Below are 16576 nucleotides of genomic sequence, written 5' to 3' on the forward strand. Positions count from 1 at the left end.
GAAAACAGGGAACGTCACCCGGTAGGTGTCAAGGCATCCGCCGGGGAGTTCACCCCATGAGCACCGCCCGGCTCCGACTGGGCGACAAGATCGAGGGCGACTTCGAGGATGGCCGCGCGCTTCTCCTCGGGGTCGCCCTCGATGTTCTGCATCGCGAACATGCCGGCGTGCATCGCGAAGAGCGCGGTGATGCTGCGCACCTGCGCGGTCATGGGGGCGTCGGACTCCTTGAGCAGCCCGTTCAGGGCGGCGAGCCTGGTCTTGAAGGTCTGGCCGATGGCCAGGTCGCGGACCGTGGCCTGGTTCTCCTGGATGAAGCGGAAAAGGTCCTCGGCATTCCACAGCGCGACGCTGTAGCGGCGCAGCATCTCCTGCTTGGTGGCCAGCGTGCGGGGCTGTGACTCGGCCCAGACGATCAGCTCGTCGATCGGCTTGGCCAGATCGTCGGCGATGCTGATGAGGATGTCTTCCTTGGTCTTGAAGTGGTAGTACAGCGCGGCCTTGGTGACGTCGAGGTGCTCGGCGATCTCCCGCAGCGAGGTCTTCTCGTACCCGTGGCGGGCGAAGAGTTCCAGGGCGACGTCCTGGATGCGGCGGCGCGTGTCGCCGCGGCGCGGCTGCTGCGGTGTGGCCATGGCTGTCGCTCTCCTGCTGTGCACTACGCGTCACCCCGCGAACACGGAGTGACGGGCCCGACGGGCCCACCGTACGGCCTTTCTTCGACCCTACGCACTTACTTGACGCCCGGCTAGTAAGGACCGTAGCTTGTCGCAGGTAGATATACTAGCCGGGCGGCAAGTAAGCATCCTCTGAACGACCGCCCTCTCCCGGGGGAAGGAACCACGGTCATGTCCCAGACCGATGCGCCGCCCGCCACCAAGGAACCGCGCGAGCGCAGTGTGCGCGTGGTCATGGTCGGCCTGATGATCGCGATGCTGCTCGCGATGCTCGACAACATGATCGTCGGCACCGCGATGCCGACGATCGTCGGCGAACTCGGCGGCCTCAGCCACCTCTCGTGGGTGGTCACCTCCTACACCCTGGCCACAGCCGCCTCGACCCCCATCTGGGGCAAGCTCGGCGACATGTACGGCCGCAAGGGCATCTTCCTCACCTCGATCGTGCTCTTCCTGCTCGGCTCCGTGCTCTCCGGAATGTCGCAGTCGATGGACCAGCTGATCAGTTTCCGCGCCGTCCAGGGTCTGGGCGCAGGCGGTCTGATGGTCGGCGTGATGGCGATCATCGGCGAGCTGATCCCGCCCCGCGAGCGCGGCAAGTACCAGGGTCTGATCGCCGGTGTGATGGCCATCGCCATGATCGGCGGCCCGCTGGTCGGCGGCTCCATCACCGACAACTGGGGCTGGCGCTGGAGCTTCTACATCAACCTGCCCATCGGCGCGGTCGCCCTCGCCATGGTCACCATCGTGCTGCACCTGCCCAAGAAGCGGGCCGAGAGCCGGATCGACTACCTGGGCGCGGCGCTGCTCACCGTGGCCATCACCTCGCTGGTGCTGCTCACCACGTGGGGCGGGACCCAGTACGCCTGGGGCTCCGGGATGATCATCGGGCTGCTGATCCTCGGCCTCGCCGCGCTGGGCGCGTTCCTCTACGCCGAGACCCGAGCCGCCGAGCCCGTGCTGCCGCTGCGGATCTTCCGCAACGGCAACTTCTCGCTGATCTCGCTGATCGGCTTCCTGGTCGGCTTCACGATGTTCGGCTCGATGACCTTCCTGCCGCTCTACCAGCAGACCGTCCAGGGCGCCTCCGCGACCAACTCCGGACTGCTGCTGCTCCCGCTGCTGCTCGCCATGATGGTCGTGTCGATGGTGGCCGGCCGGGTCACCAGCTCCAGCGGCCGCTACAAGATCTTCCCGATCATCGGCGGCGCCCTGATCACCGTCGGCCTCTATCTGCTGTCCACCATGGACGTGCACACCAGCCGGGTGACCTCGGGCATCTTCATGGCCGTGCTCGGCATGGGCATGGGCTTCATCATGCAGATCACCATGCTGATCGCTCAGAACAGCGTGGAGATGAAGGACATGGGTGTCGGCTCCTCGTCGTCCACCCTGTTCCGTACGATCGGCGGCTCCTTCGGTGTGTCGCTCTTCGGCGCGCTGTTCGCGCACAAGGTGCAGAACGCCATGGACAGCGGCGCGGCCGCCGGCTCGTCGGCCACCAAGAGCGGGGCCCAGCTGGACCCGGCGACCATCGCCAAGCTGCCGGACACCGTGAAGGACGCCTACTTCCACGCGGTCGCCTCCGGCACCCACACCGTCTTCCTGTGGGGCGCGGTGGTCAGCGTCGTCGGCTTCATCGCGGCCTGGTTCATCGTCGAGATCCCGCTGCGGGGCTCGGCCGGCAAGCCCGCCACCGACGACGGTCAGCCCGCCGAGCTGGCCGAGGCGATCTGACCGGGCGGCGGTAGCCGCCACCACAGCACAGCAGGTACGACGGCGGCGCGGGAAACCCCCGCGCCGCCGTCGTCGTATGTCGTCGTGCGTCCTCGTCATACGCCGTGGGGGCGGGCGGCCTCAGCGCGGCAGCAGCAGCTGGGCCACCGCGCCTCCGCCGTCCTCCTCGGGGGCGTTGCGGAAGGTCAGCCGGGCGCCCAGCACCCGGGCCTGCCCGGCGGCGATGGTCAGCCCCAGCCCGTGCCCGCTGCCGGAGCGGTCCGAGCTGCCGGTGCGGAAGCGGCTCGGCCCCTCCCGCAGCAGCGCGGGGGCGAAGCCGGGGCCGTGGTCGCGCACCCGTACGTAGGGGCCGTCGACCACCACCTCGATCTGCGGCTCGCCGTGCCGGTTGGCGTTCGCCAGCAGGTTGCCGAGGATGCGCTCAAGGCGCCGGGGATCGGTCTGCACGACCGCGTCCTCCGTCACCAGGACCTTGGCGTCGGGCGCGAAGGCGGGCACCCGGCGGCGGACGAACTCGCCCAGCGCCACGTCCTGGAGGTCGGCGTGCTCGGCGGCGCCGTCCAGCCTGGCCACCTCCAGCACGTCCTCGACCAGGGTGCGCAGCGCGTGCACCCGGTCCCGTACCAGCTCCGAGGGGCGGCCCGGCGGCAGCAGCTCGGCGGCGGTGACCAGGCCGGTGACGGGGGTGCGCAGCTCGTGCGCGATGTCGGCGGTGACCCGGCGCTCGGCTTCGAGCCGCAGCTGGAGGGCGTCGGCCATGGCGTCCACGGCCCGGGCCAGCTCATCGGTCTCGTCCCGCACCCGGCGGCCGCCGATGGCCTCGCGCACCCGTACGTCGGTGTCGCCGTCGGCGACCTTGCGGGCCGCCGTGGCCGCCTTGCGCAGCCGCCGCGACATCCGGCCGCCGATCAGCACGCCGATCGCCGTACCGCCGACGACGACCGCGAGCGCGCCGACCATCAGCGCCCGGTCCAGGTCGACCAGCACCGAGTAGCGGTCGGTGAAGGTGCTCTTCAACGAGAGCACCCCGCCGTCGTTCGCGGGGGTCTCGGCCCAGACCGTGGGGGTGCCGTCGCCGCTGTTCTCGACGTAGGTGGCGCGCTGGCCCTTGGCGGCGTAGTCCTTGAGCGCCTTGGGCAGGTCGGGGTCGTCCAGCCGGGCGTAGAAGACCAGCCGGCCGGTGGTCTCGTAGATCCGCAGCGCCGACTGCACCCGCTCGTCCTGGACGTCACGGGTGCTGTTGATCATGCTGACCTGGGCCGCGTTGTGCACGACCAGGCTCAGCGCGACAGCGACCAGCGCGGACACCCCGGCGATGGCCACGCTGAGTTTCCAGCGCAGTCCGCTGCGGAAGAAGGCACGCATCGCTCAGGCCCGCAGCTTGTAACCGAAGCCGCGGACGGTCTCCAGCCGCTCCTGGCCGATCTTCGCCCGCAGCCGCTGGACATGGACGTCCACCACCCGGGTGTCGCCGCCCCACTCGTAGTCCCAGACCCGCTCCAGCAGCCGGTCGCGGGACAGTACGGTGCCCGGCGCGCCCGCGAACTCCAGCAGCAGCCGCATCTCGGTCGGGGTCAGGGCCAGCCGCTCGCCGCCCCGGGTGACCTCCATGCCCTCGGGGTCGATCTCGATGTCGCCGAAGGACAGCAGCGTGACCTCGTCCGTGTCCTCGGCGGAAGAGGCCCGGAAACGGCGCAGTACGGCCCTGATCCTGGCCACCAGCACGGCGCCGTCGAACGGCTTGGTCACGTAGTCGTCGGCGCCCGCCTCCAGGCCGAGCACGACATCGATCGCGTCGGCCCGCGCGGACACCATGATCACGGGCACGGTCGACTCGTCCCTGATCCGGCGGCACAGGCTCACCCCGTCCAGGCCCGGCACCATCACGTCGAGCAGGGCGAGGTCGGGCCGGTCGGCGCGGAAGGCCGTCAGCCCGGTCACGCCGTCGGGGGCGGCGGTGACCTGGAAGCCGTCCCGTTCGAGGGCGAGGGTGGTCGCCTCACGGATGACGTCGTCGTCCTCGACGAAGAGGACATGGGTGACATGGGGTGCGTGGGTGGCGGCCATGGCCCTATCGTCCCCCGACCGGGACGGTGGCCGTCGGGGCGGGGGCAGTGGCCGTCGAGGGAGCGGTCGGGGTCGCCCCGGTGCCCGGAGCGGTGGCGGTCTCGGCGGCGGTGCCGGGCGCGGCGGCACTGGGCAGCCCGGGGTCGAGCAGGACGGACCTCGGCAGCGGCGCCGGATCGGTGGAGGTCGGCTCGGGCGAGGCGCTGGGCGTCTTCGCGTCGAAGTCCGAGAACGAGCGCGCGACCTGGACGAACCGATTGGCACGCCACACGTAGGTCACGGCCTCCTCGCCGGTCGGGTACGCCACCGGGTCGTCGGTCCGGTAGACCTCGTGGACGATCTGGAGCCGGCCGTCCTCGACGCTGGCGTAGACCGGAGGCCGCTCGTCGGCGAACACGTTCAGGTACTTGCCGTTGATCATCCGGTAGACGTAGGACGCGATGCCGAGCCCGTCACCGCAGGTCGTCACATTGACGACCAGGTCCGGGCCGTCGCCCTCGGTGAGGTCGCCCGCGTCGGTGTCCATCGGGTAGCGGTCGCCCACGCACGGGGTGAGGTCCTCGCGCACGTCCGCGCTGACCCCGGTGTCCTTGCGGACCATGACCGCCAGCGCGGCCGGGTCGGCGGCGATGGCGGGCGCCGCGGTGGAGGGCGTCTTCATGGTCGCGGTCGGCGCTGGCCCCTCCCTGCGGGCCCCGGTGGCCGTCGTACCGCAGCCCGCGACCACGGCACACGCGCAGAGCACGCTCATCGTGGCGATCGGGGCTACGCCGCGCACCGGTCCTCCCTGCGTGTGTAGCCGTATCGGCCGTGCTCCAGCTCGTACCGCAGCCGGGCCAGTGCCCGGTGCAGCGTGCTCTTCACCGTACCGGTGGACATCCCGAGGGCAAGAGCCGTCTCCTCGGTGCTCAACTGGCCGTAGTGCCGCAACATGACGACCTGCCGCTGCTTGGGCGCGAGCACCCGCATGACGTCGCGCAGCATCTCGCGGTCGGCGCGCTGCTCGGCGCCGTCGTCCACGGTGGCGTCCGGCAGCTCGACGGTCGGGACCTCCTCCAGCTTGCGGTTGCGCCACCACTCGGTCCGGGTGTTGATCATGACCCGGCGCATGTACGCGTCCGCGAGGGTCTTGTCCGCGATGCCGTGCCAGCGCGGGTAGGTGCGTACGAGCGCGGTCTGTACGAGGTCCTGGGCGTCGATGGGGTTCGGCACCAGCCGGCGGGCGCTGCGCAACAGGGCGTCCTGACGGGTCCGTACGTACTCCTCGAAGTCCAGTACCGCGCCGTCCGCAGCCATGTGCGCCTCCACCCCGTTTGCCCGAGCGGCCGGGCGGGAAGATCTCCCACCGGCCGATCTCGACGCTACGGAGCGGATGTTGGGCTTTGGCCACCGCCAACGCTCGGTGGCCGCACAGCAATCCATCGGTTGTGTAACAGAGCCGGGCGCGGGTGCCGGACGAATGCGCCGAAGGGTATGCGCGGGGCGAATCCGGGCGCGGCGGACGGCAGATGGGCCTGCGCGGCCGACTGACGGGCTTGCGCGGCCGGGCGGGCGACGCGGCCGCGCGGACCGATCGCGCGGCAACCGGGGTGCGGGCGCGCGGGGTTGCGCGGCCGGCACGGGTACGTGGGCGACCGGCTTACGCGGGCAGACGGTAGAAGCCGTCGGCGAGCGGTTCCACCAATCCGTCCTCGACCAGTCCGTCCAGCGCGCGGGCCCGCTGCACCGGCTCGTGCCAGACGGCGTCGAGGGCGGCCTGCGGTACGGGCCCGGTCGTCGCCCGCAGCACGGCCAGCAGCCTGCCGCGCACCTGCCGGTCGGTGCCCGCGTACGTCTGACCGCGGCGCGGCGGACCGTCGTGGGCGGGCGAGCCCGCCAGCCGCCAGGTGCAGCGCGCCGCCACCGGGCAGGCCCCGCACTCGGGGGAGCGGGCGCCGCACACCAGGGCGCCCAGCTCCATGGTGGCCGCCGCCCAGCGCGCGGCCGTCGCCTCGTCGAGCGGCAGCAGCGCGTCGGCCATCCGGCGCTCGGCGGCCGTCGTCGCGTTCGGCGGGTATTCGACGCCCGCCACGAGCCGCGCGAAGACCCGCCGCACATTGGTGTCGAGCACGATGTGCCGCCGCCCGTACGCGAAGGAGGCCACGGCCGCCGCCGTGTACTCGCCGATGCCCGGCAGCGCCAGCAACTCCGCGTGGTCGCGCGGGACTTCGCCGCCGTGCTGCTGCGCTATGGCGGTCGCGGCCGCGTGCAGCCGCAGCGCTCTGCGCGGATAACCGAGCCGGCCCCAGGCGCGCACCGCCTCACCGGGGGACTCGGCGGCCAGATCGGCCGGGCGGGGCCAGCGGGTCAGCCACTCCTCGTGCACCGGCAGCACTCGGCTGACCGGGGTCTGCTGGAGCATGAACTCGCTGACCATCACCGACCAGGGACCGGCGTCCGGGCGCCGCCACGGCAGATCGCGGGCGTGGTCGTCGAACCAGTCGATCACCAGGTCGTGCAGCTCGGTCACGGCGGCGGCCGGCGGCGTGGCCGGCGCGGCGGACCCGCCGGCGGCCGCGGGCGCGGCGGCCGCGGGTGAGGCGGCCTCTGGCGCGGCGGTGACGGGCGTGACGGTGACGGGCGTGGTGGCCGCGACCGTCGGGGCGGTGGGCGGGCGGGTGGTCGCGGGGGCTTGGGGGAGGTCTGTGCTCATGGCCTTCCGATCCTCGCACACGGCACCGACAACGGTCGCGGACAGCGACCGCGCGCCCTTTGTCCATGATCGTGCCCACCGTAAACGTGATGATCGGCAAAGAGCGGGCGGGTGATGCGGCGACACGCGGGTGATCTCCCATAGAGTTCGTCTGTGGGCTCGATGCGCAATCCCGTGGGACCTCTGCCGTCCTCTATTTACTGGCGACGGCGGGTCGTTGCGCTGTGCCTGCTCGCAGTGGCCGCCCTGATCGCGATCTGGCTGCTCAACTCCCGTGGCGGGGGCGGTGGTCAGGACTCGGGCGCGCCCGCCGGCTCCCACACCCCGGTCGCCTCGATCACCCCGGGCCCCGACCCGTCCGGTACGCACTTCAGCGGCCGGCCCGGCGGCCGGGACACCGAGCCCGGTGACGACGGCGCCGCCAACGGCGGCGCGGGCGACGGCGGTTCGACCGGTACGGCGGACACCGCGGGGTCCTCGGGCTCCTCCGGGACCGCCGGTTCGACACCGAGTGGCGATCCGTCGGACGGCGCCGGCACGGGTACGTCGTCCGGCACCTCGGTGGGCGGCGCCGCCGGTACACCGACCCCCGCCCGGCCGGTGCCCGCCGACGCCTCGCTGCCCACGTGCGCCCCCGGTTCCGTCACGCTCTCGCTGGCCAGCGCCAAGAACTCGTACTCGCCCGGCGACACCCCGACCTTCCTGCTGCGGGCGACCAACGCGGGCGGCGTGACCTGCAAGGTCGACTTCGGGCCGAAGAGCGCGGTGTTCACGGTCACCAAGGCGGCGGACAGCGGCCACGTATGGGCGTCGAACGACTGTCCGGCCACGGGCGCGAATCTGCTCCAGGTGCCCGCGCACGGCTCCACCACGTACACGCTCCGCTGGGACGGCAAGACGAGTTCCCCGCAGTGCGGCAAGCCCAAGGGGCAGCAGACCGCCCCCGGCACCTATCTCATCCAGGCCCAGCTTCCGGGCTACCCGGCCAAGCAGCTCTCCTTCTACGTCGCCGCGGATTAGCCTCCGGCTCGGCTTGTGGGCTCAGAGCCTGCCCTCAAACGCCGGGCGGGCTCTTCTGCGCTCAAACGCCGCGCGGGCTTTTCTGCCCTCAATCGCCGGGCGGGCTGGGGGTGAACCTGCCGGGCCTGCCGCAAAAGCGGCTAGACGTAGCGCTCCAGGATGGAGGACTCGGCCAGCCGCGAGAGCCCCTCTCGCACGGAGCGGGCTCGCGCCTCCCCGACCCCGTCGACCGTCTGCAGATCGTCCACACTCGCGGCAAGCAGCTTTTGCAGCCCCCCGAAGTGCTCGACCAACCGCTCTATCACCGTGTTCGGCAGCCTCGGCACCTTCGCCAGCAGCCGGTAACCACGCGGCGACACCGCGGAGTCCAGCGACTCGGGCGAACCCGTGTAGCCCAACGCCTTTGCCACCGTGACGAGTTCGATCAGATCGCCCTGCGGCAGCGCGTCCAGCTCGGCCAGCGCCTCCGGCACCGTACGGCTGCGCTTGGCCGTCGGCTCCGGCACGTAGTCCCGGGCGACCAGCTCGCGTTCGGGCTCGACGCCCGCGATCAGCTCGTCCAGCTGAAGCGTGAGCAGCCGTCCGTCGGTGCCCAACTCCACCACGTACTCGGCGATCTCCGTGGCGATCCGGCGGACCATCTCCAGCCGCTGGGCGACCGCGCTGACGTCCCGTACGGTGACCAGGTCCTCGATCTCCAGCGCGGACAGCGTGCCCGCCACCTCGTCGAGCCGCAGCTTGTAGCGCTCAAGTGTGGCCAGCGCCTGGTTGGCGCGGGACAGGATCGCGGCGGAGTCCTCCAGCACACGGCGCTGACCGTCGACGTACAGCGCGATCAGCCGCATCGACTGGCTGACCGACACCACGGGGAAGTTGACCTGCCGGCTGACCCGGTCCGCGGTGCGGTGCCGGGTGCCGGTCTCCTCGGTCGGGATGGTCGGGTCCGGCACGAGCTGGACCCCGGCCCGCAGGATCTTGGTGATGTCCTTGTCGAGGATCAGCGCGCCGTCCAGCTTGCACAGCTCGCGCAGCCGGGTCGCGGTGAACTCCACGTCCAGCACGAAACCGCCGGTGCACAGCGACTCGACGGTCTTGTCCATGCCCAGCACGATGAGTCCGCCGGTGTTGCCGCGGACGATGCGCTCCAGGCCGTCCCGCAGGGAGGTGCCGGGCGCGACGGCGCTCAGCGCGGCGCGCATCAGCCCGCCGTCGGCGCCGGTGCCCCCGCCGGTCCTGCCGGCAGAGTCCCCCGCCGCCTTGCGGGCCGGGGTGGTGCCCCCTGCCCGGTCATTGGCTGCCACTCTGCAATCCTCCGGTAGCTACGGATGCCCACTGCCCACTGGGCGAGAGGTGAGACCAGGGCAAAGTTTACGTCTTTCCCGCCGAACCCCGCGGCTGACTCCGATCGCCGGGCGGGAACGGGAGGCCCCCGCAGGGGTCCTCACCTGGGCGGGTACGGTCCGGCCGACCGGTTGCGCGGGCTAGCGTCGGGGCAGTGTGCGCAGCGCGTCCCCGATGTCGGCGACCTCGATCACCTTCATCCCCGCGGGCACCTTCCCCGGGTCCGGCGGGACCAGCGCGTGGGTGAAGCCCAGCCGGTGCGCCTCGGACAGCCGCCGCTGCACCCCGGTGACGCGTCTGACCTCGCCCGCGAGCCCGACCTCGCCGATCGCGACCAGATTCTGCGGCAGCGGGGTGTCGATCGCCGCGCTGGCCAGCGCCAGCGCCACCGCGAGGTCGGCCGCGGGCTCGGTGAGCTTCACCCCGCCGACGGTCGCCGTGTAGATGTCCTGCTTGCCGATCGACTTGATACGTCCGCGCTGTTCGAGCACCGCGAGCATCATCGACACCCGCGAGGTCTCCAGGCCCGAGGTCGTACGCCGGGGCGAGGGGATCTGGGTGTCCACGGTCAGCGCCTGCACCTCCGCGACCAGCGGCCGGCGCCCTTCGAGTGTCACGGTCAGACAGGTGCCCGGCACCGGCTCGTCCCGCCGGGTCAGGAACAGCCCGGACGGGTCGGCGAGTCCGGTGATGCCCTCGTCGTGCAGTTCGAAGCAGCCGACCTCGTCCGTGGCCCCGTAGCGGTTCTTCACCCCGCGGATCAGCCGCAGCCGCGCGTGCCGGTCGCCCTCGAAGCTCAGCACGACGTCCACCAGGTGCTCCAGCAGCCGGGGCCCGGCGATGGCGCCGTCCTTCGTCACGTGGCCGACCAGCAGCGTCGACATCCCGCGCTCCTTGGAGGCGCGGATCAGGGCGCCCGCGACCTCGCGGACCTGCGCCATGCCGCCGGGCGCGCCGTCGATCTCGGGCGAGGCGACGGTCTGCACCGAGTCCAGCACGAGCAGGGACGGCTTCACGTCGTCCAGGTGCCCGAGGACCGCGGACAGATCGGTCTCGGCGGCGAGGTAGAGGTGATCGGCGACCGCGCCGATCCGGTCGGCCCGCAGCCGCACCTGGGAGGCGGACTCCTCGGCGGTCACGTACAGCGTCGGGCCCCCCTCGCTGGACGCCTTCGCCGCCACGTCCAGCAGCAGCGTGGACTTGCCGACGCCGGGCTCGCCCGCGAGCAGCACCACCGCGCCGGGCACGAGGCCGCCGCCGAGCACCCGGTCCAGCTCGGGGACGCCGGTGCTGCGCGCGGTGGCCGTGCGCCCGTCCACCTGGCCGATGGGACGGGCGGCGCTGGTCACCCGGCCGGGGGCGGTGGTCCGTACGGCGGGCGCGCCGCCGTACGCCTCGACCGTGCCCCACGCCTGGCACTCGCCGCACCGGCCGAGCCACTTGACCGCGGTCCAGCCGCATTCGGTGCAGCGGTAGGAGGGACGGTCCTTGGACGCGGGTTTACGGGCGGAAGCCATGCGGGCCACGTTAGCGGGCGGGTACGACAGCGGGCCGCCGGTACCGGCCGGGACGGTCTCGGGCAGGTGTTCACGGGGGCGCGCTTTCAGGGGGAAGTTCAGGGGGAGCGCTTAGGGGGCGCACGGGAAGCGGGGACGAGTGCGCGGGCGTGTATTCACTCGTACGAGCGGGTGATCTGTCCCCTTTCGTGGAAGATCCTTACCCATAAGGATTAAAAGGGGCCAGTAGTGCTGAAGTGGACCCTGTAACGGGCCTACCGTCGCCCGGTGATGAGCAGGCAGGAGACCCCCGCCCCGAGCCCCGGCGCCCACCGCAAGCACCGTGCGCCGGCCGGGCGGGCACGCGCGGAACGGGAGTCGGAGCGGGGCCACGGCGGCCGGTCCCCCGACCGGGAGTGCGGTCAGCGACCGCAGGGCACGCTGCCCATGCAGCCGCCCGGGCACTACGAGCCGTATCTCGACGGCCTGTTCACGTACTGCCTGTCCATCCTCTGCGAGCACGACGCCGCCGCGGGCGCGCTCGGTGAGGTGCTCGCGCTCGCCGAGCGGCAGCGGATGAAGCTGCGCGACTCCGGACTGCGGCTGCCCTGGCTCTACGCGCTCGCCCGGTGGGCCTGTCTGCGGAGGCTCGCGGCCGGACTGCCGGGCGCGCCGCGGATGTCCGCGGAGGTCGCCGAGCAGCGCCGCGCCCAACTCGCCGCGCTCTCCTGGCCGGAGGCGGCCGGCACCACGCCCGAGCAGCGCGAGGCGCTGGAACTGGCCGTACGCCATCAGCTCTCCGCCCAGGACGTCGCGCATGTCCTCGGGCTCGACCCCGACACCGCCCGGCAGCGGCTCGCGCGGGCCGCCTGCGAGGTCGAGCGCACCCGTACGGCGCTGGCCGTCGTCGACACCGGGCGCTGTCCGGAGATCGCCCGGCTCGCGGGGGAGACCCGGGTGCTGCTCGGCCCGGCGCTGCGCGCCGAACTCGTCCGGCACGTGGACGACTGCGGGCTGTGCCGGCGCACGGCCGAGCGGGTGGTGGCCGCCGGGCCGTGGCCCGGGGTCTCCGACGCCACGGCCGTGCTCGCGCTGATCGAGGCGCCGAGGTCGTCGGCGTACGCGGCGCTGCTGTACGCCATGGACGCGGGGTTCGGGCGGGCGCGGGACACGACACCGCGGTTCGACCGGCGCGGGTTTCCGGTGGACCTGGTCGAACGGGCCGCGCGGCGGGCGAAGTTGCGGCACCGGGCCGTCACGACGACGGTCGTCGCGGCCGTCGTGGCCGCGCCCGTGCTGGCGCTGTGGGCGGCGTACCGGGCCGGACCGCTCGGGTCCGACGGGCACGCGCCCGGTGCCGGACCGCCCGCGGCGGCGCCCGACGGGATCGGCGGGGTGCCCTACGAGAAGGAGGGCGGCGCGCGGCCTTCGACCTCGGCGCCGGCCCGGGCGCCCGGCGAGCTGGGCACGACCGCCCCGGTGACGGCCGCGCCCGCCGTCTCGGTGGGCGTCTCCGCGCCCTCCGGGCCGCCGTCGGCCCACTCGGCGGCCGGGTGGCTCGCGGTCACCGCGCGGGCGGGGCACGGGCGTACCTATGTGACGCTGACGGCCGGGGGAGGGGGGCCGGTGCGGTGGGCGGCCGTCACCACGGCGTACTGGCTGGAGCTGTCGGCGCGGTCCGGGGTGCTGCGGCCCGGAGAATCGATCACTCTCACGGTGGTGGTGGACCGGTCGCTCGAACCGGTGGGGGAGTGGACGGCGGAGATCGGCTTCTCGCCGGGGGACGGGGAGGTCAGGCTGCGCGGCGCGTCCGCCCGGTCGGTGCCGACGCCTCCCCCCTCCCCGACCTCGGCGCCCTCCACGTCGCCCCCGCCCCCGACCACCACCCCACCCCCCACGTCGGCGCCCCCCACCGACCCGCCCACCGATTCCCCGTCGCCGACCACCACATGATCCGGATCGGCGAAGGCCCAAGGTGCGGGCGTTACCGCCGGACGGGGTCCGCGGGGTGGGGGGCCACGAGGGGGAGGGTCGCCGGGGCTGTGCGCGCGGCGCACAGCGCCGAGAGTTCCGCGTAGGCCGCGGGGCCCATCAGCTCCGTCAGCTCCGCCCGGTAGGAGACGTACACCGGCTCCCCCGCACCGTGCGCGGACCGCGCCGACGTGCACCACCAGTGCAGATCGTGGCCCCCGGGCCCCCACCCCCGCCGGTCGTACTCGCCGATCGACACGACCAGCACCCGCGTCTCGTCCGGCCGGTCCACCCAGTCGAAGGTCCGCCGGATCGGCAGCTGCCAGCACACGTCCGGCTTGGTCTCCAGGGGCTCGCGGCCCTCGCGCAGGGCCAGCGCGTGCAGCGCGCACCCCTGCCCGCCGGCGAACCCGGCCCGGTTCGAGAACACGCACGCCCCGTCGACGACCCGCGTCTGCCGCTCGCCGTCCTCGTTCTCCTCGGCCCAGGAGCCGTCGGACCCGGTCCCGATGCCGTGGAACTGCCAGGTCTCCGGCGTGAGCCTCGCCACATGCGAGGCGACCCGCTTCTCGTCGTCGTCATCGGAGAAGTGCGCGCCCAGCGAGCAGCACCCGTCGTCGGCCCGGCCGGCCACGATCCCCTGGCAGCCGCTGCCGAAGACACACGTCCAGCGTGAGGTGAGCCAGGTCAGATCACATCGGAAGACCTGTTCCTCGTCGGACGGGTCGACGAACTCCACCCACGCCCGCGCAAAGTCCAGCCCGGTCTCGTCGCTCTTCTTGCCCTTGGGGGTCTTCGGCTTCGCCACGCGCCAAGCGTAAGACCGGAATGCGGTGAATGGTCGCCACTGCGGCCCCGGTCGACCGCCGTATCCGGCCCGGCCCGCGGCGCGCTAGCGTCAGCGCATGCGACTCGGAGTGCTCGACGTGGGTTCCAACACCGTCCACCTGCTGGTGGTGGACGCGCACCCGGGCGCGCGCCCGCTGCCCGCGTACTCCCACAAGGCCGAGCTGCGGCTGGCCGAACTCCTCGACGAGCACGGCGCGATCAGCGACCCCGGCGTCGACCGCCTGGTCGGTACGGTCGCCGACGCCGTGCGCGTGGCCGAGGACAAGGGCGTCGAGGACGTGCTGCCGTTCGCCACCTCCGCCGTGCGCGAGGCCCCCAACGCCGAGGACGTGCTCGCCCGGGTCGAGCGCGAGACCGGCGTCCGGCTGACCGTGCTGTCCGGCGAGGACGAGTCGAGGCTCACATTTCTCGCCGTACGCCGCTGGTTCGGCTGGTCCGCGGGCCGGCTGCTGGTCCTGGACATCGGCGGCGGCTCCCTGGAGGTCGGCTTCGGGATGGACGAGTACCCGGACGCCGCCGTGTCGCTGCCGCTGGGCGCGGGCCGGCTGACCGGCGCCTGGCTGCCCGGCGACCCGCCCCCGGCCGACGAGGTACGGGCCCTGCGCCGCCATGTGCGGGCCGAGATCGCCCGTACGGTCGCCGAGTTCACCCGGCTGGGCAAGCCCGACCATGTGGTCGGCACCTCCAAGACGTTCCGCCAGCTCGCCCGGATCACCGGCGCGGCGCGCAGCGCGGACGGCCTCTACGTCCAGCGTGTGCTGCGGCGCGACGACCTGGAGGAGTGGGTGCCGCGGCTGGCCGAGATGACCGCGGAGCGGCGCGCCGCGCTGCCGGGCGTGTCGGAGGGCCGGGCCCCGCAGCTGCTCGCAGGCGCGCTCGTCGCGGAGGGCGCGATGGACCTGTTCGGGGTCGAGGAGCTGGAGATGTGCCCGTGGGCGCTGCGGGAGGGTGTGATTTTGCGCAAGCTCGACGTGATGGTCACCGACCCGGCGAACGGGTCCCCCGGGGCCGGTGGTTTCACCGGCAGGGCGGGTTCGAACGGCCGCCCCGGCCGCGAGGGCCCCGCCAGTGTGGTCGCCCAGTGGCGCGTATGACGGTGCCGTACGCGCGAGCGGCCGCCGTACGCTAGCTCCCGTGGCAGAACCAGTGGACCGCCCTCAGCCGCACGAAGCCCGCGCGGGGCGTGCCGTCACCGTGCCAGGGGCGAAGGTCGCGCTTTCCACCGCCTCGGTCTACCCGGAGTCCACGGCGACGGCGTTCGAGATCGCCGCCCGGCTGGGGTACGACGGGGTCGAGGTCATGGTGTGGACCGACCCGGTCAGCCAGGACGTGGAGGCGCTGCGGCGGCTCTCCGACTACCACCAGGTGCCGATCCTCGCGGTCCACGCGCCCTGTCTGCTGATCACCCAGCGGGTGTGGTCCACCGACCCGTGGGTCAAGCTCCAGCGGGCCCGGTCGGCGGCCCAGCGGCTCGGCGCGTCCACGGTCGTCGTCCACCCGCCCTTCCGGTGGCAGCGCAACTACGCCAGGGACTTCGTCCGCGGCCTCTGGCGGATGGCCGACGAGACGGATGTGCGGTTCGCGGTCGAGAACATGTACCCGTGGCGCTACCGGGACCGCGAGATGCTGGCGTACGCCCCCGACTGGGACGTCACCAAGGAGGACTACCGCCACTTCACGGTGGACCTCTCGCACGCGGCCACCTCCCGTACCGGCGCGCTCGACATGGTCGGGCGGATGGGCGACCGGCTCTCCCATGTCCACCTCGCCGACGGCAGCGGGTCCGCGAAGGACGAGCACCTGGTGCCGGGACGCGGCAAGCAGCCGTGCGCTGAGGTGCTGGCGGCGCTGGCCGCGAACGGCTTCGACGGGCATGTGGTGATCGAGGTCAACACCCGGCGGGCGATGTCGGCGGCCGAGCGGGAGGGTGACCTGGCGGAGGCGCTGGCCTTCACCCGGCTGCACCTGGGCGCGTCCGCGCGGGTGGGCGGCCGGTGAGCCCTGCCGGGGAGCCCCGCCGCAGGGGCCGGCCGTCCGGCCCGCCCAGCGGCGAGACGAAGGACCGTATCCTCGCCGCGGCCCGTGAGGAGTTCTCGGCCCGCGGGTACGACAAGACCTCGGTCCGCTCGATCGGCCGGGCCGCGGGCGTGGACGCCGCCCTGGTCCACCACTACTTCGGTACGAAGGAGCAGATCTTCGCCGCCGCGATCGAGCTGTCCTTCGCGCCCGCGCTGGCCGCGCCCGAGGCGATCGGCGGAGGGGTGGACGGCATGGGGGAGCGGGTGGCCCGCTTCATGTTCGGCGTCTGGGAGAACCCGGCCACGCGCGGGCCGCTGCTGGCCATCATGCGCTCGGCGGTCAGCAACGAGACCGCGGCCGGTGTCTTCCGCGGCCTGATCAGCCGGCGGCTGCTGGGGCGGATCGCGGGCGAGCTGGACCTGCCGGACCGCGAGATCCGGGTGCAGCTGGCCGCCGCGCAGCTGGTCGGCATGATGATGCTGAGGTACGTCGTCAAGGTGGAGCCGCTGGCGTCCGCTGAGCCGGAGGAGCTGGTCGCGATGGTCGCGCCGACGATCCAGCGCTATCTGACGGCGCCGGACCCGCGGGTCTGAGCGGGGCCGTGCGCGCGGGCCGGCGGCGGCGTCGCGAGTCGGTGCGGCCTTCGCACGGCCGTTCCCGCCGCCCGCCGGAAGCGTTTCGCATGCCGGACCACGGGTCCGAATCCT

At 73.0% G+C, this 16576-nt stretch carries 14 protein-coding genes and 1 pseudogene; 6 read left to right on the forward strand and 9 right to left on the reverse strand.

Annotated features, from left to right (window positions below; all coding sequences use genetic code 11):
• Positions 1–14: 14 nt before the first annotated feature.
• Positions 15–635 (reverse strand): TetR/AcrR family transcriptional regulator, encoded by a 621-nt coding sequence (locus OHA30_RS20525; RefSeq protein ID WP_328915327.1) that lies wholly within the window; start codon positions 633–635, stop codon positions 15–17.
• A gap of 213 nt (positions 636–848) precedes the next feature.
• Between OHA30_RS20525 and OHA30_RS20530 the strand changes: the two genes are divergently transcribed.
• Entirely contained in the window at positions 849–2414 is a 1566-nt protein-coding gene (locus tag OHA30_RS20530; RefSeq protein WP_328915328.1) for an MDR family MFS transporter, read from the forward strand.
• A gap of 120 nt (positions 2415–2534) precedes the next feature.
• Here the strand turns inward: OHA30_RS20530 and OHA30_RS20535 are convergent, their stop codons facing one another.
• The 5 genes from OHA30_RS20535 to OHA30_RS20555 all read right to left on the reverse strand — a co-directional run bounded on the left by OHA30_RS20535 (position 2535) and on the right by OHA30_RS20555 (position 7173).
• Entirely contained in the window at positions 2535–3779 is a 1245-nt protein-coding gene (locus OHA30_RS20535; RefSeq protein WP_328915329.1) for a HAMP domain-containing sensor histidine kinase, read from the reverse strand.
• 3 nt (positions 3780–3782) lie between these two features.
• Positions 3783–4481, reverse strand: a complete 699-nt coding sequence (gene cseB, locus OHA30_RS20540) for a two-component system response regulator CseB (protein ID WP_328915330.1) — start codon at positions 4479–4481, stop codon at positions 3783–3785.
• A 4-nt stretch (positions 4482–4485) separates the two neighbouring features.
• On the reverse strand, positions 4486–5259 hold the full coding sequence (locus OHA30_RS20545) for a hypothetical protein (RefSeq protein ID WP_328915331.1): 774 nt from the start codon (positions 5257–5259) through the stop codon (positions 4486–4488).
• Positions 5247–5777 carry a SigE family RNA polymerase sigma factor gene (locus OHA30_RS20550; RefSeq protein WP_328915332.1) on the reverse strand — a complete coding sequence of 177 codons (531 nt, stop codon included), beginning with the start codon at positions 5775–5777 and terminating at the stop codon, positions 5247–5249. Before OHA30_RS20550 ends, OHA30_RS20545 begins: the two co-directional genes overlap by 13 nt.
• Before the next feature lie 343 nt (positions 5778–6120).
• Positions 6121–7173, reverse strand: a complete 1053-nt coding sequence (locus tag OHA30_RS20555) for an A/G-specific adenine glycosylase (protein WP_328915333.1) — start codon at positions 7171–7173, stop codon at positions 6121–6123.
• A gap of 237 nt (positions 7174–7410) precedes the next feature.
• Here OHA30_RS20555 and OHA30_RS20560 point away from each other — a divergent pair, with 237 nt between their 5' ends.
• On the forward strand, positions 7411–8193 hold the full coding sequence (locus OHA30_RS20560) for a hypothetical protein (protein ID WP_328915334.1): 783 nt from the start codon (positions 7411–7413) through the stop codon (positions 8191–8193).
• Positions 8194–8333: 140 nt separating this feature from the next.
• Here the strand turns inward: OHA30_RS20560 and disA are convergent, their stop codons facing one another.
• Together disA and radA are read right to left on the reverse strand one after the other, a co-directional pair.
• Positions 8334–9494, reverse strand: a complete 1161-nt coding sequence (gene disA / locus OHA30_RS20565; RefSeq protein ID WP_405785524.1) for a DNA integrity scanning diadenylate cyclase DisA — start codon at positions 9492–9494, stop codon at positions 8334–8336.
• 180 nt (positions 9495–9674) lie between these two features.
• Positions 9675–11051: a DNA repair protein RadA gene (gene radA / locus OHA30_RS20570; RefSeq protein WP_328915335.1), complete on the reverse strand. Its 1377-nt coding sequence runs from the start codon at positions 11049–11051 to the stop codon at positions 9675–9677.
• 270 nt (positions 11052–11321) lie between these two features.
• Between radA and OHA30_RS20575 the strand changes: the two genes are divergently transcribed.
• Entirely contained in the window at positions 11322–12983 is a 1662-nt protein-coding gene (locus OHA30_RS20575; protein ID WP_328915336.1) for a BACON domain-containing protein, read from the forward strand.
• A gap of 31 nt (positions 12984–13014) precedes the next feature.
• Here the strand turns inward: OHA30_RS20575 and OHA30_RS20580 are convergent, their stop codons facing one another.
• Positions 13015–13809: a hypothetical protein gene (locus OHA30_RS20580; RefSeq protein ID WP_328915337.1), complete on the reverse strand. Its 795-nt coding sequence runs from the start codon at positions 13807–13809 to the stop codon at positions 13015–13017.
• Positions 13810–13906: 97 nt separating this feature from the next.
• On the opposite strand from OHA30_RS20580, the pseudogene OHA30_RS20585 reads away from it, so the two are divergent.
• The 3 genes and pseudogenes from OHA30_RS20585 to OHA30_RS20595 form a co-directional block, all read left to right on the forward strand.
• Positions 13907–14827 (forward strand): annotated as a pseudogene (locus OHA30_RS20585) (Ppx/GppA phosphatase family protein); the annotation flags it as partial.
• A 157-nt stretch (positions 14828–14984) separates the two neighbouring features.
• Positions 14985–15848 (forward strand): sugar phosphate isomerase/epimerase family protein, encoded by an 864-nt coding sequence (locus OHA30_RS20590; RefSeq protein WP_405785521.1) that lies wholly within the window; start codon positions 14985–14987, stop codon positions 15846–15848.
• On the forward strand, positions 15845–16462 hold the full coding sequence (locus OHA30_RS20595) for a TetR/AcrR family transcriptional regulator (protein WP_328915338.1): 618 nt from the start codon (positions 15845–15847) through the stop codon (positions 16460–16462). The genes OHA30_RS20590 and OHA30_RS20595 overlap by 4 nt, the downstream gene beginning before the upstream one ends.
• Positions 16463–16576 lie beyond the last annotated feature (114 nt).

The organism is Streptomyces sp. NBC_00223 (genome assembly GCF_036199905.1).
Taxonomy (GTDB): domain Bacteria; phylum Actinomycetota; class Actinomycetes; order Streptomycetales; family Streptomycetaceae; genus Actinacidiphila.